At 67.0% G+C, this 17483-nt stretch carries 13 protein-coding genes; 7 read left to right on the forward strand and 6 right to left on the reverse strand.

The window, feature by feature from the left end; all coding sequences use genetic code 11:
* The first annotated feature begins 38 nt into the window (after window positions 1–38).
* Window positions 39–1082 (forward strand): LacI family DNA-binding transcriptional regulator, encoded by a 1044-nt coding sequence (locus ACX80P_RS02385; protein WP_459276423.1) that lies wholly within the window; start codon window positions 39–41, stop codon window positions 1080–1082.
* Window positions 1083–1244: 162 nt separating this feature from the next.
* Here the strand turns inward: ACX80P_RS02385 and ACX80P_RS02390 are convergent, their stop codons facing one another.
* From ACX80P_RS02390 to ACX80P_RS02405, 4 genes are all read right to left on the reverse strand, one after another.
* The gene (locus ACX80P_RS02390) at window positions 1245–2198 is read right to left on the reverse strand and encodes a carbohydrate ABC transporter permease (RefSeq protein WP_459276424.1); all 954 of its coding nucleotides are present in this window, start codon (window positions 2196–2198) and stop codon (window positions 1245–1247) included.
* The gene (locus ACX80P_RS02395; RefSeq protein WP_459276425.1) at window positions 2195–3181 is read right to left on the reverse strand and encodes a carbohydrate ABC transporter permease; all 987 of its coding nucleotides are present in this window, start codon (window positions 3179–3181) and stop codon (window positions 2195–2197) included. Before ACX80P_RS02395 ends, ACX80P_RS02390 begins: the two co-directional genes overlap by 4 nt.
* A gap of 82 nt (window positions 3182–3263) precedes the next feature.
* A complete protein-coding gene (locus tag ACX80P_RS02400; protein ID WP_459276426.1) occupies window positions 3264–4604 on the reverse strand; it encodes an ABC transporter substrate-binding protein in 1341 nt (446 codons plus the stop codon).
* A 63-nt stretch (window positions 4605–4667) separates the two neighbouring features.
* On the reverse strand, window positions 4668–6821 hold the full coding sequence (locus ACX80P_RS02405; protein WP_459276427.1) for a beta-galactosidase: 2154 nt from the start codon (window positions 6819–6821) through the stop codon (window positions 4668–4670).
* Window positions 6822–6974: 153 nt separating this feature from the next.
* Here ACX80P_RS02405 and ACX80P_RS02410 point away from each other — a divergent pair, with 153 nt between their 5' ends.
* Both ACX80P_RS02410 and ACX80P_RS02415 read left to right on the forward strand, forming a co-directional pair.
* Window positions 6975–8114: a LacI family DNA-binding transcriptional regulator gene (locus ACX80P_RS02410; protein WP_459276428.1), complete on the forward strand. Its 1140-nt coding sequence runs from the start codon at window positions 6975–6977 to the stop codon at window positions 8112–8114.
* Between the two features lie 773 nt (window positions 8115–8887).
* Window positions 8888–10060 carry an ATP-binding protein gene (locus tag ACX80P_RS02415; protein WP_459276429.1) on the forward strand — a complete coding sequence of 391 codons (1173 nt, stop codon included), beginning with the start codon at window positions 8888–8890 and terminating at the stop codon, window positions 10058–10060.
* 55 nt (window positions 10061–10115) lie between these two features.
* Here ACX80P_RS02415 and ACX80P_RS02420 read toward each other — a convergent pair whose 3' ends face one another.
* Complete coding sequence (locus ACX80P_RS02420; RefSeq protein ID WP_459276430.1) at window positions 10116–11027, reverse strand: alpha/beta fold hydrolase; 912 nt, start codon at window positions 11025–11027, stop codon at window positions 10116–10118.
* Between the two features lie 177 nt (window positions 11028–11204).
* Here ACX80P_RS02420 and cls point away from each other — a divergent pair, with 177 nt between their 5' ends.
* The 3 genes from cls (at window position 11205) to ACX80P_RS02435 (ending at window position 14311) form a co-directional block, all read left to right on the forward strand.
* Entirely contained in the window at window positions 11205–12689 is a 1485-nt protein-coding gene (cls, locus tag ACX80P_RS02425) for a cardiolipin synthase (RefSeq protein ID WP_459276431.1), read from the forward strand.
* A 126-nt stretch (window positions 12690–12815) separates the two neighbouring features.
* Entirely contained in the window at window positions 12816–12938 is a 123-nt protein-coding gene (locus ACX80P_RS02430; RefSeq protein ID WP_459276432.1) for a hypothetical protein, read from the forward strand.
* Between the two features lie 83 nt (window positions 12939–13021).
* The gene (locus ACX80P_RS02435; RefSeq protein ID WP_459276433.1) at window positions 13022–14311 is read left to right on the forward strand and encodes an alpha/beta hydrolase; all 1290 of its coding nucleotides are present in this window, start codon (window positions 13022–13024) and stop codon (window positions 14309–14311) included.
* On the opposite strand, the gene ACX80P_RS02440 is transcribed toward ACX80P_RS02435, so the two are convergent.
* Complete coding sequence (locus ACX80P_RS02440; protein ID WP_459276434.1) at window positions 14308–16689, reverse strand: ATP-binding cassette domain-containing protein; 2382 nt, start codon at window positions 16687–16689, stop codon at window positions 14308–14310. The two genes, ACX80P_RS02435 and ACX80P_RS02440, sit on opposite strands and share 4 nt — an antisense overlap.
* Window positions 16690–16811: 122 nt before the next feature.
* On the opposite strand from ACX80P_RS02440, the gene ACX80P_RS02445 reads away from it, so the two are divergent.
* A complete protein-coding gene (locus tag ACX80P_RS02445) occupies window positions 16812–17468 on the forward strand; it encodes a peptide deformylase (protein ID WP_459276435.1) in 657 nt (218 codons plus the stop codon).
* Window positions 17469–17483 lie beyond the last annotated feature (15 nt).

Consider the following 17483-nt stretch of genomic DNA (forward strand, 5'->3'; position numbering starts at 1 on the left):
GAGTCGTTACCAACAGTTAGCATCAAGCAGGAGGACCAATGGCGACCAGACGTGTGACCCTTGCCGACGTTGCACGGCGCGCAGGCCTGTCCTCCTCGGCGGCGTCCATGATCCTCAACGGCCGACCGGACACCAGACTCTCGAAAGACGCCCACGACCGGGTGAACCGTGCTGCAGCTGAACTGGGATACCGCCCGAACGTGGCGGCTCGCAGTTTGCGCATGGACAAGACCCAGACCATCGGTTTCATCTCCGACACAGTCGCCACGACGCGCTTCGCCAGCGGTCTCATCAGAGGTGCGCTCAACACCGCCGCCGAGGCCGATCACGTGATCCTGCTGACAGAGACCGGTGGTGACCCCGCACGCGAAACGGAAGCCATCGCGGCGCTGCTCGACCGCCAGGTGGACGGCATCGTTTTCGCTACCATGCGCGCGCGCGAACTGTTCGTCCCTGATGTCCTGCAAGACACCCGCGTCGTCTTGCTCAATGCGAACAATGAACACTACTCAACCTCTGTGCTCCCCGATGAAGAGCAGGGAGGACGCTCGGCTGTGGCTCTCCTGGCAGACGCGGGCCACCGCGACGGCATCGTTCTCCTGGGTCACAATGCTCGCGAAGAACGCGACGTCTTCCGATCCATGACCGTCGAACGGCGCTTGTCGGGGATAAGGGCAGAAATGAGCGACAGGGGCATGCGCTTCGATCTGGAGGAGTCGATCTGGGATTGGGAACCACACCACGGGTACACAGCCGTCTCGGCCTTCCTCGACAGGGGCATAGCTCCTCAGGCCCTCATCTGCCTCAATGACCGTCTGGCGTTCGGGGCCTATCAGGCACTTTCGGAGCGAGGCTTCCACATCCCCGACGACGTCTCACTCGTCTCGTTCGACAACGACGAACTGGCGTCCTACCTTCGCCCAGGTCTGACGACGATCGGCCTGCCTCACGAAGCGATGGGAGCACAAGCAGTGCAGCTCCTCCTCAATGACGGAGTCCACGGAGAGCACCTCGTGCACATGCCCATCATCGTCCGCTCCTCGATTCGCTCCGTCGACGGGACTGCACACAGAACGGGTTGACCACGAATTCGGGTTGGGGTCAGACGGAAGCGCGCCCACCTCTCTCTACTCGGGTGCGGTGCTCGAGGTAGGAGTTGTCGAGGCCGCTCCTGACTCCACCGTGAATCTGCCGATCATGTGGAGCGAAAGGGTCGAAGTGGTGCGGGGATCCGGTGAGGAGCGTCATTCCTTGACGCTTCCGGTGGCCAGTCCTGTCTGCCAGTAGCGCTGGAGGAACAGGAACCCGATGATCAGCGGCAGGATGCTGATGAAGGATCCGGTGATGACGGTGGAGAACAGTGCTTGGGCTCCCCCACCGGCGGAGCTGGCGGCCTGCTGCTGGGCCAGGCCGACGGTGAGGGGGTAGAGGGAGGAGCTGTTGAGCATGATCAGGGGAAGGAAGTAGTTGTTCCAGGTGGCGACGAGGGAGAAGAGGAACACGGTGACGACGCCGGGTCCGAGCAGGCGGAGCCCGACTTGCCAGAAGATCCGGAACTCGCTTGCTCCGTCGACGCGGGCCGCTTCGATGAGGGTGTCGGGGATGGCGTCGGCGGCATAGACCCGCATGAGGTACACGCCGAAGGGGCTGACGAGTGAGGGCAGGATGATCGCCCAGGCCGTGTTGGTGAGGTTCGCGGCGTTGAAGAGCAGGTAGGTGGGCAGGGCCAGGGCCGTCAGGGGGATCATGATGGCGCCGAGGATGATGCTGAAGAGGAGCTTCGATCCGGGGAACGTGTATTTGGCGAACGCGTAACCGGCCATCGTGGCCAACAGGGACGCGCCGATGGCGCTGACTCCTGCGTAGAGGACGGTGTTGAGGATCCAGCGCAGGAAGATGCCGTCGCGGACGGTGAAGACGGTGGCGATGTTGTCGAAGAGGGCGAAGTCGTTGCCGAACCACAGCCCGAAGGTGCTGAACAGTTCGGAGTTGGTCTTCGTGCTGGCGATGAAGAGCCAGAACAGGGGTAGCAGGAAGTACAGGGCGCAGATCCACAGGACGACGGTCAGTAGCGTGTTCCGGCCCCGGCCGATCGTGCCACGGCGTTTCCGGGGCGCCGAAGGGGACAGTGTGGCGGGCGTGACTGCTGACGTGTTGCCGGGGATGTCGGCCGATGTGTTGGGGGCGATGGCGGTCATGGTGTGCGGCTCTTTCGTGGTGCCCGGTCCGCGCGTTGGGTTCCCAGTTGGACGACGTAGGACACGACGGCGATGACGATGCCGAGCAGGAAGGCGATGGCGGCCGCGTAGTTGACGTCCTGGTTCACGAAGGCGAGGTTGTAGGCGTAGAAGTTGGGGGTGAAGCCGTTCCCGACAGCCACGGGGGCGATGGCGTCCAGGAGGCTGGGCTCGTTGAAGAGCTGGAACGTACCGATGACGGAGAAGATGATGGTGAGGATGATGGCCGGCTTGATGGCCGGGATCTTGATGCTCCACGCGATACGGACCTGGCTCGCGCCGTCGATCGCAGCAGCCTCGTAGAGGTCGGTGGGAATGGCGCGCAGGGCGGCGTACATGATGATCATGTTGTAGCCGATGAACTCCCAGGTGACGATGTTCATCATCGATCCGAGGATGTTCTGGGAGGACAGCATGTCGGGGGTGCCGATCCCGGCGGCCCGGAAGACCTGAGCGATGGGGCCGAAGTCCGGTCCGTACAGATATCCCCACATCAGGGTGGCAACCACACCGGGCACGGCGTAGGGCATGAAGTAGATCAGGCGCAGCACACCGGACCCGCGCGCCCGGCCGCTGTCCAGGGCAAGTGCGAGGAACAGGGCGATGCCGAGCATGATCGGAACCTGGACGACGAGGAAGATGAGCATCCGTCCGAGGCCGCCGAGGAAGTCCGGGTCGGTCAGGGCCTGGGCGTAGTTCTGCAGGCCGACGAAGGACACTCCCCCGATGAGCCGGGTCTCGAACAGGCTGAGGTAGGCCGAGTAGCCCAGCGGAATGGCGAGCATCGCGATGAACACCACGAAGAACGGCAGGACGAACAGGTAGCCGGCCGTGATCTGCTTACGGCTGGTTCTCGAGGTCCTGACGCTCCTTGCCGTGGGACGATCCGCCGCTCGTTGTTTCGGTGCGGGCGTCGGAGCGGCATGGGTAGGTGTGTGAGCCACAGCGGTTCCTTGTTTCGGAGGGAAGACGGGTGGTGCCGGCGGGCCGGGCCGCCGGCACCTCCCCGTCCTGGGTGAGTGGACGTTATTCGACGGTGAATCCCTGATCGGTGGCGTAGGTCTCGAGTCGTTCCTGCCACGCGTCCAGGGCCGCGCCGAGGTCGCCCTTCTCGCCGATGGAGACGCCGACGGTTTCGTTGAAGGCGGAGTAGGCGTAGTCCATGAAGGGCAGCCACTGGAACTCGGTGTCGACGGTGGAGGAGATGTCGGCGAAGAGCTCGTTGACCTTCTGGCCGCCGAAGAAATCGACCTCCTTGCCGGTGAACTCGGGATCCTCCAGGACGTTCTTCGCCGCGGGGAAGAGGAACTGCTCATTGGCGAACAGGGACGTGGAGGCCTTGTCGTTGTTGATCCACTTCGTCAGTTCGTAGGCGGCGATCGGGTTCTCGGTGCTGGAGAGGACCGCGTCGGAGGATCCTCCCCAGTTGCCCGAGACGTTCTGGCCTTCCTCCCACTGCGGCAGCGGTGCGGCATTCCACTTGCCGGCGGTGTCCGCGACAGTGCCCTGCAGGAAGATCGGTGCCCATGCGGCGGTCAGCCAGCCGGCGTACTTGTCGTTCGCGAGGCCCTGGTAGTACTGGTCGTTGAAGTCCGGGTCGACGGAGATCAGGTCGTGCTGGATGAGGCCCTGCCAGTAGGACATGACCTCCTTGGCTTCAGGACTGTTGACGTCGATGGAGACCGTCTGGTCCCCGTCGTAGGCGAAGGGCTTCACCCCTGCCTGCCAGAGCAGACCGGTGACCTGCGCGGGGTCGTTGGTGGGCAGGTTGGAGATGTAGGAGCCGGTGGAATCCTTGACCTTCTTCGCCGCTGCCGCGTAGTCCTCGTAGGTGGCCGGCGCCTCGGTGACGCCGGCAGCCTTGAGGATGTCCGTGCGATACAGGTTCCCCATGGGGCCGATGTCCTGCGGGATCGCCCACACACTCTCGTCGTCGGAGACCTGGTTCCACACCCAGTCGACGTAGTCACCGGAGACGTCCTGTGCCCCGTAGGGGGCCAGATCCAGCAGGGACTCGGTGACCGTGAAGGAGGGGATGTACTGGTATTCGATCTGTACGACGTCGGGGGCTCCGTCGCCGGACTCAAGGGCGGTGCGGACCTTCTGGTAGTGCTCCAGGCCCTGTCCGACGTTCTCCACGGTGACGTCGATCGCCGGGTACTTCTCCTCGAAGAGCGCCACTTCCTTCTCGATGTCTGGCACCCAGGTCCAGAACGTGAGTTCGGTGGGCGTGTTGAGGGCTTCCTCGACTTCGTCCTGGGCGACCGGCCCCTGGGCTGCAGGACCGTTGGCGGAGCATCCGGTGAGGATGAGCCCGGTGACGATGGCGCTGCTGACCAGCGTCGATGCTGACTTCCGTGCCTTCATGGTCTTTCCTTCTGCTGGGGGATCGGGGTTCGACCGGCCGATCCGTTGTGAGGTAGGGCGTTGCTAGCCGACGAATGTGCGTGTTGCCCAGCCGTCGAGGGTGATACGGGTGTTCTCCGTCAGGAACTCGCCGGTGATGGCATCGGTTGTCGCGTGAGCGAGTTCGACGGTCTGGGGTGTCCAGCCCCAGTTGAAGAGGAACTGGACGGATCGTCCGTCGGGAAGGGTGCCCGAGGAGATGGAAACGGCATGTGCAGGTTCGGTTGCGAAGAGGGGTGATCGCGATGCCGGAGCCGCCCAGCGGATGACGCTGGCAGCCAGTGCCGGGGAGGGAACACATCCGACGAGGGTGACTCTGCCGGAGCCGTCGGTGTTCGTGGTGATGGCGGGAAAATCCTTGAATCGGGGGTGGTCATAGGTGGCCAGGACATCGGCTCCGTCGGTGATCAGACCGTCGACCCACAACTTGCCGTAGGCGTCGGAACCTTCGGCATGGTCAGGGGCGCGGTCCGCGCCACCGCCCGTGCCATGGTCGTTGCCGAGGGGCAGGGCGATCGTGCCTCGTACGGGGACGGGCCGGTCGAGGTTCGAGTACTCCTCGTAGTGGGCTGCAGCGATCTCGGTGAAGCCGCTGGGTGCCACGGCGACCCGGACCCGAGCCTCCGCATCGGCGTATCCACTACGGGGTCCGAGGACCAGATGCCCGCCGAGGCGGACGTACGTCTGCAGGAGTTCGATTTCGTCGTCGGACATGATGTAGGCGCCTGCTGCGACCAGGACCGGGAACTGGGCCACCAGCTCGTCGGCGCCGAGGGTGAGGGCCTGGGGTAGGTGCAGGATGCGCGCCTGACGCCCTGCGTCGATGACGCCGCGGTGGAAAGCGTCGAAGAGCTTCTCGTAGGATTCCTCGTCCGGCAAGCCGTCGCTGGCCAGGGGCGGCATGTACTGCAGGGCGAAGCGGCTGGGGTTGGACCACAGCAGGGCGACGTCCGCGTCGGGCTGGTATCCGTCCAGGGTGGTCCCGAGCGCTTTCAGGTCCTGTCCGATGTCGGCGATCTCGCGGTAGACCCGACCTGGTTTCAGACTGTGCGGGATGACTCCGCCCCAGTAGGTTTCCGTCCCGTAGGGCAGGGTGTGCCAATGCCAGTACTCGATCATCGCCGCGCCGCGGGAGATCAGGGCGAATGCTGCCTGCTTGAGTTGCCCGGGGTACGGCGGGTAGTTGGTCTCCGCCGCCCCGATCGACTGGGCATTGGTCTCGGTCACCAGGTATCGTCCCTGCTTCGAGGAGTACATCCTGTCCGCTTGACGGAGAAGGCCGGCGACACCTGTGGTGGTCCAGTAGTTCGGCTGGGCGCACTCGACGGACCGGTCGAGGTGGTCCTGCATCCCGTAGTACGGGTTGCCGGCACTGATATCGAGTCTTTCCCCGAGGAGCTGATCGTCCAGTCCTCTACGTGGGTACTGCAAGCATGTGGTGACGAACTGCTCGGGTCGGCTGTACTCCCCCACCAGGTCCGCCTGCCACCCGATGAACTCGGTGGTCAGCTCGGCCTGGAAGCGACGCCACGCGAGGTCGTACTGGGGGAACGTGTTGCCATCGGGGCGCCACAGCTCCGAGAAGCTGCTGAGCCGGTGCGACCAGTACGTCAGCCCCCATTCCCGGTTCAGGGTCTCGACATCGCCGTACTGTGCTTCGAGGCGCCGGACGAACTTCGTGAACACCCCGTGGTTGTGGAAGAGCTCCAGTCCCGGTTCATTGTCGACCTGGAACCCGATGACCGCGGGGTGCTGTGCATAGCGTTCCATGATCCTGCGGATGACTCGTTCGGCGTGGAAGAGGAACGCAGGATGGGTGTAGTCGACTTCCTGACGGGCGCCCCAGGGGATCCTTTCCCCCGTCCGCCGCTCCCCCGCGATCTCCGGGTACGCGACCTGCAACCACGGCGGAACCGCGTAGGTCGGGGTGCCGATGATGACGTCGATGCCCCGCTCGTGAGCTGCATCCAGGACCGGAGCCAGCCACTCGAGGTCGAACTCGCCATCCGTGGGCTCCCAGGTCGACCACACCGACTCCCCCACGCGGATGACCGAGAACCCGGCCTCCCGCATCAGGTCAAGATCCTCGATCATGCGAGGACTCTGGTGGTACTCCGCGTAGTAAGCGGCGCCGAACAGGACTCGCCCGGGGTTGTGGCGTGGATGCTCAAGATTCATATGCCGTACTCCATTGTCGTGCTCAGCCTACTGGCTAATGTTTCCGGAAACATCCGGCGGTGTGATTTATGTTACCGGTAAAGTGTTGAAGTGCAAGCCCCATCCTGAAAGCACCGAGCGGCGGTCCTTCCAGAGGCTGAAGTGGAGAACTCGATGAAGAAATCCCTCGACACACACGAGGCGCCGGCGCGGTCAGGGGTATCCGCCGCGGTGGTCGTACCTCACGAGAGCGGGAGCAGCGGTGGCGGCTCTGGTCCGGGACACGAGCCGGCGGGCACCCATCCTGCCTCATCGGATCCCGACCGGCCTGCAACGATCTACGACGTCGCCCGTGCAGCGGGCGTCTCGCATCAGACCGTCAGCCGCTTTCTCAACGGGTATCAGGGCATCCGCCCGGCGACTCGGACGAAGGTGCTGGACGCACTGGATGCCCTCAACTACAGACCGAATCTCGCTGCGAGAAGTCTGACCACCGGCAGATCGAACCGGATCGGAGCGCTGACGCACGAGATCGACCAGGTCGGGCCGAGCAAGATCATTCAGGGCGCGTCACTGGCAGCTCGCGAGGCCGGCTATCTCCTGGACATCGTCGCGCTGGACATGAGCGACCGGGCGTCCATCAGCGAATCCCTCGAACTGCTGATGCGGCAGGATCTCGCCGGGGTACTGGCACTCTCGAGCACGGACGAAATGACGGAGGCCTTCTCGACCTCGAGCTTCCGGGTGCCTGCCCTCATCGCTGCGGAAGCAGACGAACTACCAGGCACTCACGCATCAGAACTGACGACCGACGGTTTCCCCGCTCTGATCACATACCTGGCTGAACTCGGGCATGAGAGGTTCCTGCACATTGCCGGACCTCAGACGTGGTCCGCCGCCCGGAACCGGCGCCGCGCCTTCGACACTTCCGTCCACGCCCGGAACCTCACCGCCGCGCCCACGGTCTTCGGTGACTGGTCCGCGAAATCCGCGTACGAAGCCGTCCAGGCACTACCCGAGATCCCGGCCACGGCCATCATCGCCGCGAACGATCAGATGGCTCTCGGCGCGATCCTCGCGCTCACCGAACGAGGTCTGACCGTGCCTGATGACATCAGCGTGACCGGTGTCGACGACATCGCCGAGGCCGCCTACTTCCGCCCGCCACTGACCACCCTCAGAGTCGACTTCGCATCCCAGGGTCGCGCAGCGATCCAGGAGCTTCTGACACAGATCAACCCCGCCCAGGAACTGGACATCGCGTCCGTCGGCAGCGATCTCATCATCCGCCGCTCCACAGGCCCACGGCACTAGGAGATGACCACGTCCCCGGGGGCCCGACCAGCAGTCAGTGTGGATGCCTCGGCGTGGGTCGGGGGCTCGACCGCATCCACTCCATGCTGCCGAGCCCCCATCGGCATGTCAGGTGATCGCGGCACCTGACATGCCGAGCCGCACGCATCAAGCGCCTGAGTGATGCGGAACCTGCCGCTGACCTCCTACGGGTCTACGCGTCGAGGACCGTGCGGTCGAGGACGGCGTTGCCGAACGTGCCCTCGGGGGCCAGGCGCCGGGCGAGGCGCCGGAAGTCCTCGAAGCGGGGGTGGAGCGGGGCCAGCTGGGCGGCGTCCGCCGCGAACAGCTTCCCCGTCCTCGCTCGCGCCTCGGCAGCAGCAGTAGCAGCCGGCCTGTGACGAAGGCGTCATCGGACGTCTTCTCACGTGAAGATTGCGGGGGCGTCCAGCGGCGCCGGTGTGCGTCGGTCGGGACCAATACGCCCTGGGTCGATGATCGCCCCGGCACGTGCAGCAGGAATGTGCAGCAGGCGGATCCCAGAAGCACTGGGGCCAGGCCTGGCGGTACCGTGTCGTGAGGTTGGGACGCCCTCATGGAGGCGCAAGGCACGGGGGGTCGGTCTCCCGAGCGCAGTTTCCGCTCGATGGTAGGCGTCGGGGATGTTCCAGGTGGTGATGGCGCAGGCACGGTGCGTCTCTGCGGTCATTCACGTCGGACGACTGCTCATCCCCGGCGCTAGGAAGATCTAAGTTGCTATAGGACATTTCCTAGATCGGTGTAGATTCTTGTACATGCACCTGGAGCTGAACCCGTACAACCCCGGATCAGGGTTGCCTCCCCGCGTCATGGGAGGCCGGCAGAAGGAGATCGACGCGTTCGACCTCATCGTCGCACGGACGAAGCGGGACCTGCCGAACCGGGGAATGGTGCTCTCCGGCCTTCGGGGCGTCGGTAAGACCGTCCTGCTCAACTACCTCCGAGCGCACGCGGACAATCACGGCTGGTTCACCATCTGGCTCGAAGGCAAGCCCGAAGCGCAGGGCTTCACCGAGGTCCGCGAGAAACTTGCCCGGGAACTCACCTCCGCGGCTCGCCGCTACAACGGCCCCTCGGGCAAGGAACGCCTCAAGGACGCTCTCGGGACGATCCAGTCCTTCAACATCGCCCTGGGGGTTCCCGGGATCAAGGCCGACGTCGGCATGACATCGCACCGGGCCAACTCCGGCACCATCGACATCGACCTCGAGGAGCTCGTCGAGGACGTCTCGCTCGCTCTCAAGGCCGACCGCAGTGCCTTCGCCATCTTCATCGACGAGATGCAGGACCTCGACCAGGAACTGCTCACCGCTCTCATCACCGTCCAGCATGCAGCAGGTCAGCGGGGCTGGCCGTTCTACATCATCGGCGCCGGGCTGCCCAACCTACCCACGACCCTGAGCGAAGCCAGAACCTACGCAGAGCGGCTCTTCGCCTACCGCACCATCGGTCCCCTCGATCCGGGGGATGCGGAGTACGCCCTCACGCGACCGGCGAAAGACATGGGCGCGGAACTCTCCGACGGCGCCCTCGGTGTCCTGCTCGACGCCTCGGGCCGGTACCCCTACTTCATCCAGGAGTTCGGCAAAGCCATCTGGGACGCGGCCCCTGACACACCCTTCACCGAGGAAGACGCCGAGGTGGCAGTGTCCATCGGACGAGGCCAGCTCGACGCCGGTTTCTTCTCCTCCCGCTGGGGACGCGCAACACGCAGGGAACGCGTCTACCTCAGGGCCATGGCGCAGGACGGCGACACCGGATCCGGCACGAGCCAGATCGCCCAGAGACTCGGCGTCAAGGTCACCGCACTCGGCCCAGCCCGAGCACAGCTCATCAACAAGGGGATCATCTACTCCCCCGAGTACGGCCGCGTCGCGTTCACGGTCCCGGGCATGGCCGGCTTCATCCTCCGCCAGCACGAAGACTGAGCCGCCCAGCGAGCCCCGGCGGACCCCGTGGCGACGTCGGGCGGACAGCCTGCCGCTACGGTCGTGGTTTGAGGTCCGGGTGGAGGGTTCCGCGGTAGATCTCGTAGGAGCGGGAGTGCCCAGGCTCATCAGGATCGTCGACGATCGGTCGATCCGCCACGAACTGGCGGATCACGTGGGCCAGTTCGCCGGGGTTGCTGAAATTGATCGCGTGCGCCGCCCCTTCGATGACCACCAGGAGGACGTGGTTGTCCGTGCGGCTCGCTACCTCGCGAATCCGGTCAGGACCCGGCATCAGTGGATCACGGTCGCCGATGACCACCAGCGTCGGAACCTTCAAGGCCAGCAGGCGATCGAGTGACGGGTATCGGGTGAGGGCGCGGAACATCCTCACGGTGCTGGGGACACCGAATCTGAGGTAGTCAGGCGCTGCCACACGGATCATCCCGATCGGCTCGCGTGTGCCGTCGCGAGCGAGCTGCCGCACGGCGCGGTGGAGTGGCTGGTTGTTCACTCCCCCGGCCGGCGACACGAGGACCGCCCGGTCCAGACGCTCGGGATAGCGGTAGGCGAACTCACAGATGACCGGGCAGCCCATCGAATTGCCGACGAGCGTGGCCGACGCGATCCGGCGATCATCCAGGAACCTGGCGGCCGCGTGGGCGAGATCCGGCACGTCGAGGGGCCTGATCGGCTTGCCGCTGCGTCCGAACCCCGGCAGGTCGGGAACCAGGGTGTGGAACTCGTCGCGGAGGCGTTCCGCCGTCGGCAGGAGGTACCGTCCGGACAGGCCGAAGCCGTGCACGTGCATCATGGCGGGCGCGTCGAGCGGGGCAGGTGATTCCCGGTAGAAGACGTCGACCCCATCGATCCTCGTCCAGCGTTCCGCCAACGCCGAGGCCGCCCGCCGGGGCAGCTTCCTTCCCCTGCGGTGGAACCCGGGTGGGCCCGGCACGTTGATCGTCATGTCGACTCCGGGAGTGAGGACGGGCGGAAGCTGGCCTCCATCCGACGACGGTAGCGCTCGGGCGGACATCCTACGTCATTCCCCGGGGGTGATGTGGGAGGACGGGGCACCGCCCTAGCGTGAAGCCATGATCCCCGGACGGCGATGCCTCATCCCAGAGCACGAAGAGGCGAACTGATGGATCCGGTACTCGGCACGAACCTCGCATGGATCATCGGGGTGCTCGCACACCTGGCGGTTTTCGTCGCTGCGCTCATCGTCATCCCGAAGCGGCGCAAGCCCACGGCGGCCATGGCATGGCTTCTGGCCATCGTGGTGCTCCCGGTCGTCGGCGTGGTGCTCTACCTCGTCATCGGCTCGGCCGAACTCCCGAAGCGACGCCGTGCAGAACAGCAGCGGATCACCGCTCTGATCGCTGCCGCCGCTGAAGGACTGGACCTGGCCCCGCAGCGGGCCAGCTGGCCCGAGTGGTTCGCCGGTGTCACCCGCCAGAACCAACTGCTCGGCGGGATCCCTGTCGTGGGCGGCAACACCGGCACGCTCCTCGGCGACTACCGGGAATCCATCGAGTCCATGGCCGCGGAGATCGACGGTGCAGAACGGTTCGTGCACGTGGAGTTCTTCATCGTGTCCCTCGACGACACCACGAGGAGTTTCTTCGCAGCCATGGAAGCCGCCGTCAGCCGGGGCGTGACGGTGCGCCTGCTCGCCGACCACGTCTCCTCCGCCCGGACAGTGCACAGCAGGGAGACCTTCGCCGAACTCGACCGTATCGGCGTGCAATGGAGCTACATGTTGCCGGTGATGCCGTTGAAGGGCAAGTATCAGCGGCCCGACCTCCGCAACCACCGGAAGCTGGTGGTTGTCGACGGGCGGGTGGGCTTCATGGGCTCCCAGAACCTGATCGACCGCAGCTACAACGCCCCGAAGAACCTCAGACGCGGCCTGCAGTGGCAGGAGCTGGTGACACGGCTCGAGGGACCGGTGGTGGCGTACCTGAACGCCGTGTTCCTCTCCGACTGGCTGACCGAGACCGGGGAACAGCTCGACCCCGCATCCCCGACCGCGAACCTGCCCGTCCGCACCGCCGTCTTCGATCGGTCCCCGGAAGCGATCGAGTGTCAGGTGGTACCGAGCGGGCCGTCCTACGAGACCGAGAACAACCTGCGCCTGTTCCTGTCCCTGGTGTACGGGGCGTCGGAACGAGTGGTGATCACGAGCCCGTACTTCGTCCCCGATGAGGCGATGATGTACGCCATCTCGTCCGCCTGCCAGCGCGGCCTCGAGGTCCAGCTCTTCGTCTCGGAGATCGGTGACCAGGGTCCGGTCTTCCATGCCCAGCGGTCCTACTACGGAGAGCTCCTCGATGCAGGTGTCCGGATCTTCCGCTACCCGGCGCCGTACATCCTGCACGCGAAGCACGTGTCGATCGACGACGACCTCGCGGTCATCGGGTCCAGCAACATGGACATCCGTTCCTTCAGCCTGGACCTCGAAGTGTCGCTCCTGGTGCGCGGTCGCGTCTTCGTGCAGCGGATGCGGGAGGTGGAGGAGCACTACCGATCCGTCTCGAGCGAGCTGACCCGTGAGGAGTGGGCGCGGGAAGCGCTCTCAGCCACCACCCTGGACGGTGTTGCGCGGTTGACGTCGGCACTCCAGTAGCAGCCGCTCACGCCTGGGCGGCTCCCCGCTCCGCCACGACGGACCCTTCACCCTCCGCAGGTTTCACGACTGGACAGGATCATCCTGGGCATCCGGACCGCAGTCTCCGACGTCTCCTTCATGGAGATGGGCGCCGCACACCTGGTCATCGCCGCGCTGGACCGCGAGGACCTCGACCACGGGACCACGGCACGGGCCATCGACCGCCTCGGCATCGAGCGCGCCACGCTGGAGGCCCTCGCCCGGTAGGACGCGGGTGGGAACCACGGACACCGCGGGGAGGACACCCGCAGGAGGACGCAGGTCGCCGGGAGCGTACGTACACTCGGGCGATGGACCTGGATCCCCTGATGGCCCCACACCGCCCCGATCCCCCTGGGAAGGGGCGCCTCGGGTGGCTGGTGGCAGGCACGTCGACAGCCGGTCTCCTCATTGCCCTGGTGCTCGCGGCCGCTCCCTTCGTCCCGGCGACGGAAGGCGGCGTGACGGGATCACTGCTGCTCGGCGTCGGGACGGGGTGGGCCCTCGTGGCGGGGCTCTCCGCGAGATGCACGGACCAGCCGCAGCGGTGGGCTGCGGCGCCCGCGGTGTTCATGGGACTGGGTGGGATGCTCCTGCTGGTGTTCGGCGCCCCGCTGCGGGAGGTGCTCGCCTGGGTCTGGCCTCCCGCCCTGCTGGTGCTCGTGGTCTGGATGCTTCCGAGGATCCGGCAGCTCCCGAGCCGGGGCGGGCGCGTTCTGCTGTACCCCGCGATCGCGGTGCTGGTCCTCGCCGCTCTGGGCGGCGGCTACGAGACCGTGCGGGGCGCCGTCCGCGCCGGAAGCACCCCCGAGCAGGGCCGGCTGATCGACGTCGGTGGGCACCGCCTGTACCTGCACTGCACCGGGTCCGGCGGGCCGACCGTGGTGATCGAGCCCGGCGCCGGTCTGGCGTCGTCGGCCGTGGCCCTGGTCTCCCCCGCCGTGGCCCGGGAGACGCGCGTGTGCGTCTACGACCGCGCGGGCCGAGGGTGGAGCGGTCCCGCGGACACCCCGCAGGACGGCGCACGGATCGCGGCCGACCTGCAGACACTGCTCCAGCGCGCGGACGAACCAGGACCCTACGTGCTCGCCGGGCACTCGTTCGGCGGCCTGTACGCCCTCGCGTTCGCCGCCCGCTACCCCGACGAGGTGGCAGGGCTGGTCCTGGTGGATTCGACCGCACCGGCCCCACGTCCGCCCTCCGGGTCGACAGGACCGGCGGGCCCCGATGACGCGACGAAGCGGATCTCCGCACTGGTCGCCGCAGGCGGACGGCTCGGCATCGGGGGGCTCCTCGGAGCGGAGTCGGCCGACCACCTGCAGAGCACGGTCGACGAGTACCTCCTGGCCGGGTTCTCGATGGATCAGGCCGCCGCCCTGAGGACTCTCGGCGACAGACCCCTCGTCGTGCTGACGGCCGGCAGCGGCACCCGGCCCGGATGGACGGCATCGCAGGACGCCCTGGCGGCACTGTCGACGGACTCGCTGCACCGCGTCGTCGACGGCGCGACGCACGCGTCCCTGCTCGACGACGAACGGGGCGCGGCCGCGACCGCCCGCGGGATCCTCGACGCCGTCGCCATGGTCCGCGAGCGCGACTAGGCTCCCACGTACTCGGCCAGATGCCGGCCGGTGAGGGTCGAGCGGGCGGCGACGAGGTCGGCCGGCGTGCCCTCGAAGATGATCGTGCCGCCGTCGTGCCCCGCCCCGGGCCCCATGTCGATGATCCAGTCCGCGTGGGCCATGACGGCCTGGTGGTGCTCGATCACGATCACCGATCTGCCGGCGTCCACCAGGCGGTCCAGCAGGCCCAGCAGGTTCTCGACGTCGGCGAGGTGGAGTCCCGCGGTGGGCTCGTCCAGGACCAGGATGCCGCCCTTCTCCCCCATGTGCGTGGCGAGTTTGAGGCGCTGGCGCTCTCCGCCCGACAGCGTCGTCAGCGGCTGCCCGAGGCCCAGGTACCCCAGCCCGACGTCGGACAGCCGCCCGAGGATCGCGGCAGCGGCGGGCACCTTCGACTCTCCCGCGCCGAAGAACACGGCGGCGTCCGCGACGGGCATGGAGAGGACCTCGCTGATGTCCCTGCCGCCCAGCGTGTACTCGAGGACCTCGGCCAGGAAGCGCTTGCCCTCGCAGACCTCGCAGGTCGTCGCGACACCCGCCATCATGGCGAGGTCCGTGAAGATGACGCCCGCGCCGTTGCAGGTGGGGCAGGCTCCCGCGGAGTTCGCGCTGAACAGGGCCGGCTTCACGCCGTTGGCCTTCGCGAACGCCTTCCGGATGGGTTCGAGCATCCCCGTGTAGGTGGCCGGATTGCTGCGCCGGGAGCCCTTGATCGCGGCCTGGTCCACCGCCACCACGCCGTCCCGCGCGGAGACCGAGCCGTGGATGAGGGAGCTCTTGCCGGATCCGGCCACGCCGGTGACGACGCACAGGACGCCCAGCGGGATGTCGACGTCGACGTCGCGCACGTTGTGGGCCGTCGCTCCCCTGATCTCCAGCACGCCGTGCCGCGTCCTCACCGACGACTTCAGCGCGGCGCGGTCGTCGAGGTGGCGGCCCGTGAGGGTGCCGCTGCGGCGCAGGCCCGCCAGGGACCCCTCGAAGCAGACGCGCCCGCCGGCGGTGCCGGCACCCGGGCCGAGGTCGACGACGTGATCGGCGATGGCGATCATCTCCGGCTTGTGCTCGACCACCAGCACCGTGTTGCCCTTGTCCCGGAGGCGCAGCAGGAGGTCGTTCATGCGCTGGATGTCGTGCGGGTGCAGGCCGATCGTCGGTTCGTCGAACACGTAGGTGACGTCGGTGAGGGAGGATCCGAGATGCCGGATCATCTTGGTCCGCTGGGATTCGCCCCCGGAGAGCGTGCCGGACGGACGGTCGAGGCTGAGGTAGCCCAGCCCGATCTCCACGAAGGAGTCGAGGGTCTCCCCCAGCGCGGACAGCAGCGGCGCGACCGACGGTTCGTCGAGCCCCCGCACCCACGCGGCGAGGTCGCTGATCTGCAGCGCGCAGGCGTCGGCGATGCTGATACCGCCGACCGTGGAGGATCGTGCGGCGTCGCTCAGCCGGGTGCCGTCGCAGGCGGGGCACCGGGTGAACGTGATGGCGCGGTCGACGAACGCGCGGATGTGCGGCTGCATGGACTCGCGGTCCTTGGACAGCATCGACTTCTGGATCTTCGGGACGAGGCCCTCGTAGGTGATGTTGATGCCGTCGACCTTGATCTTCGTCGGTTCCTTGTAGAGCAGGTCCTGCAGCTCACGCCTGGTGAACTCGCGGATGGGCTTGTCCGGGTCGAAGAACCCGCACCCGCCGAAGATCCTCCCGTACCAGCCCTCCATGCTGTAGCCGGGGATGGTCAGCGCTCCCCCGTTGAGGGACCGGGAGTCGTCGTAGAGCTGGGTGAGGTCCACGTCCGTCACCGCGCCCATGCCTTCGCAGCGCGGGCACATCCCGCCGGTCACGGTGAAGCTGCGGCGCTCCTTCACCGTGGTGCCGCCGCGTTCGATGGTGACGGCGCCGGCCCCGCTGATGGAGGCGACGTTGAAGGAGAAGGCCTGCGGCGGACCGATCTGCGGCTGCCCGAGCCGGGAGAACACGATCCGCAGCATGGCGTTGACGTCGGTGGCGGTGCCCACCGTGGACCGCGGGTTGGCGCCCATGCGCTCCTGGTCCACGATGATCGCCGTGGTCAGGCCCTCGAGCACGTCGACGTCGGGCCGGGCGAGCGTGGGCATGAAGCCCTGCACGAACGCGCTGTACGTCTCGTTGATCATCCGCTGCGATTCGGCGGCGATGGTCCCGAAGACCAGGGAGCTCTTGCCCGACCCGGAGACGCCGGTGAAGACCGAGAGCCGGCGCTTCGGGATCTCGATCGTGACGTCCTTCAGGTTGTTCTCCCGCGCACCCCGGACGCGGATCAGGTCATGGCTGTCCGCCGCGTGCGCCGTCGCGTGATCGACGTCGGTGGTGCTCATGGGGCCTCCAATGACCGTGGGGCAACCCGCTCCGGGCAGCACCACCGATTCTCGGTCCTCCCGCCGTCCCGGGCAATGGGAGGAGCGTCCATTCGTGTCCGCGTCTGTGCTTTGCTGAAGGGATGACCTCCGATGCTCCGCGCACCACCGCCGCCACGCCCCTGCCGCAGGAGGCGATGGCCGCCCTCGTCGAGTCCGTCCTCGAGACGGACCTCCCGCCGATCGTCGCCGCCGGCCACCCGGTCCTCCGGCGGCCGGCCCAGGACTACGACGGCCAGCTCGACGACGGCACCCTCGCCCGGCTGATCGACACGATGCGCCGGGTCATGCACGCCGCCCCGGGCGTGGGCCTCGCTGCACCGCAGATCGGCATCCCCCTGCGGATCGCCGTCCTCGAGGACCGGGGAGCCGCCGATCCACTGGTGGCCGCGGCGCGGTCCCGCGCTCCGCTGCCCTTCACGGTGCTCGTCAACCCGCGCTACACGGCGGCCGGCGACAGGTTCGACGCGTTCTACGAGGGCTGCCTCTCCGTGCCCGGCTACCAGGCCGTCGTCGAGCGTCCCCACCGTGTCGAGGCGACCTACACGCGGCCGGACGGCACCACGGTCACCACGATGTTCGACGGCTGGCCGGCGCGGATCGTCCAGCACGAGACCGACCACCTCGACGGGATGCTCTACCTCGACCGGGCGATCCTGCGGTCGCTCACGGCCGACGAGGAGCACCATCGGTGGACCCAGCCGACGATCGACGAGGCGCGGCGGGGCCTCGGCTTCTGACCCGCCGCACCGCGC

The organism is Arthrobacter arabinosi, assembly GCF_054511115.1.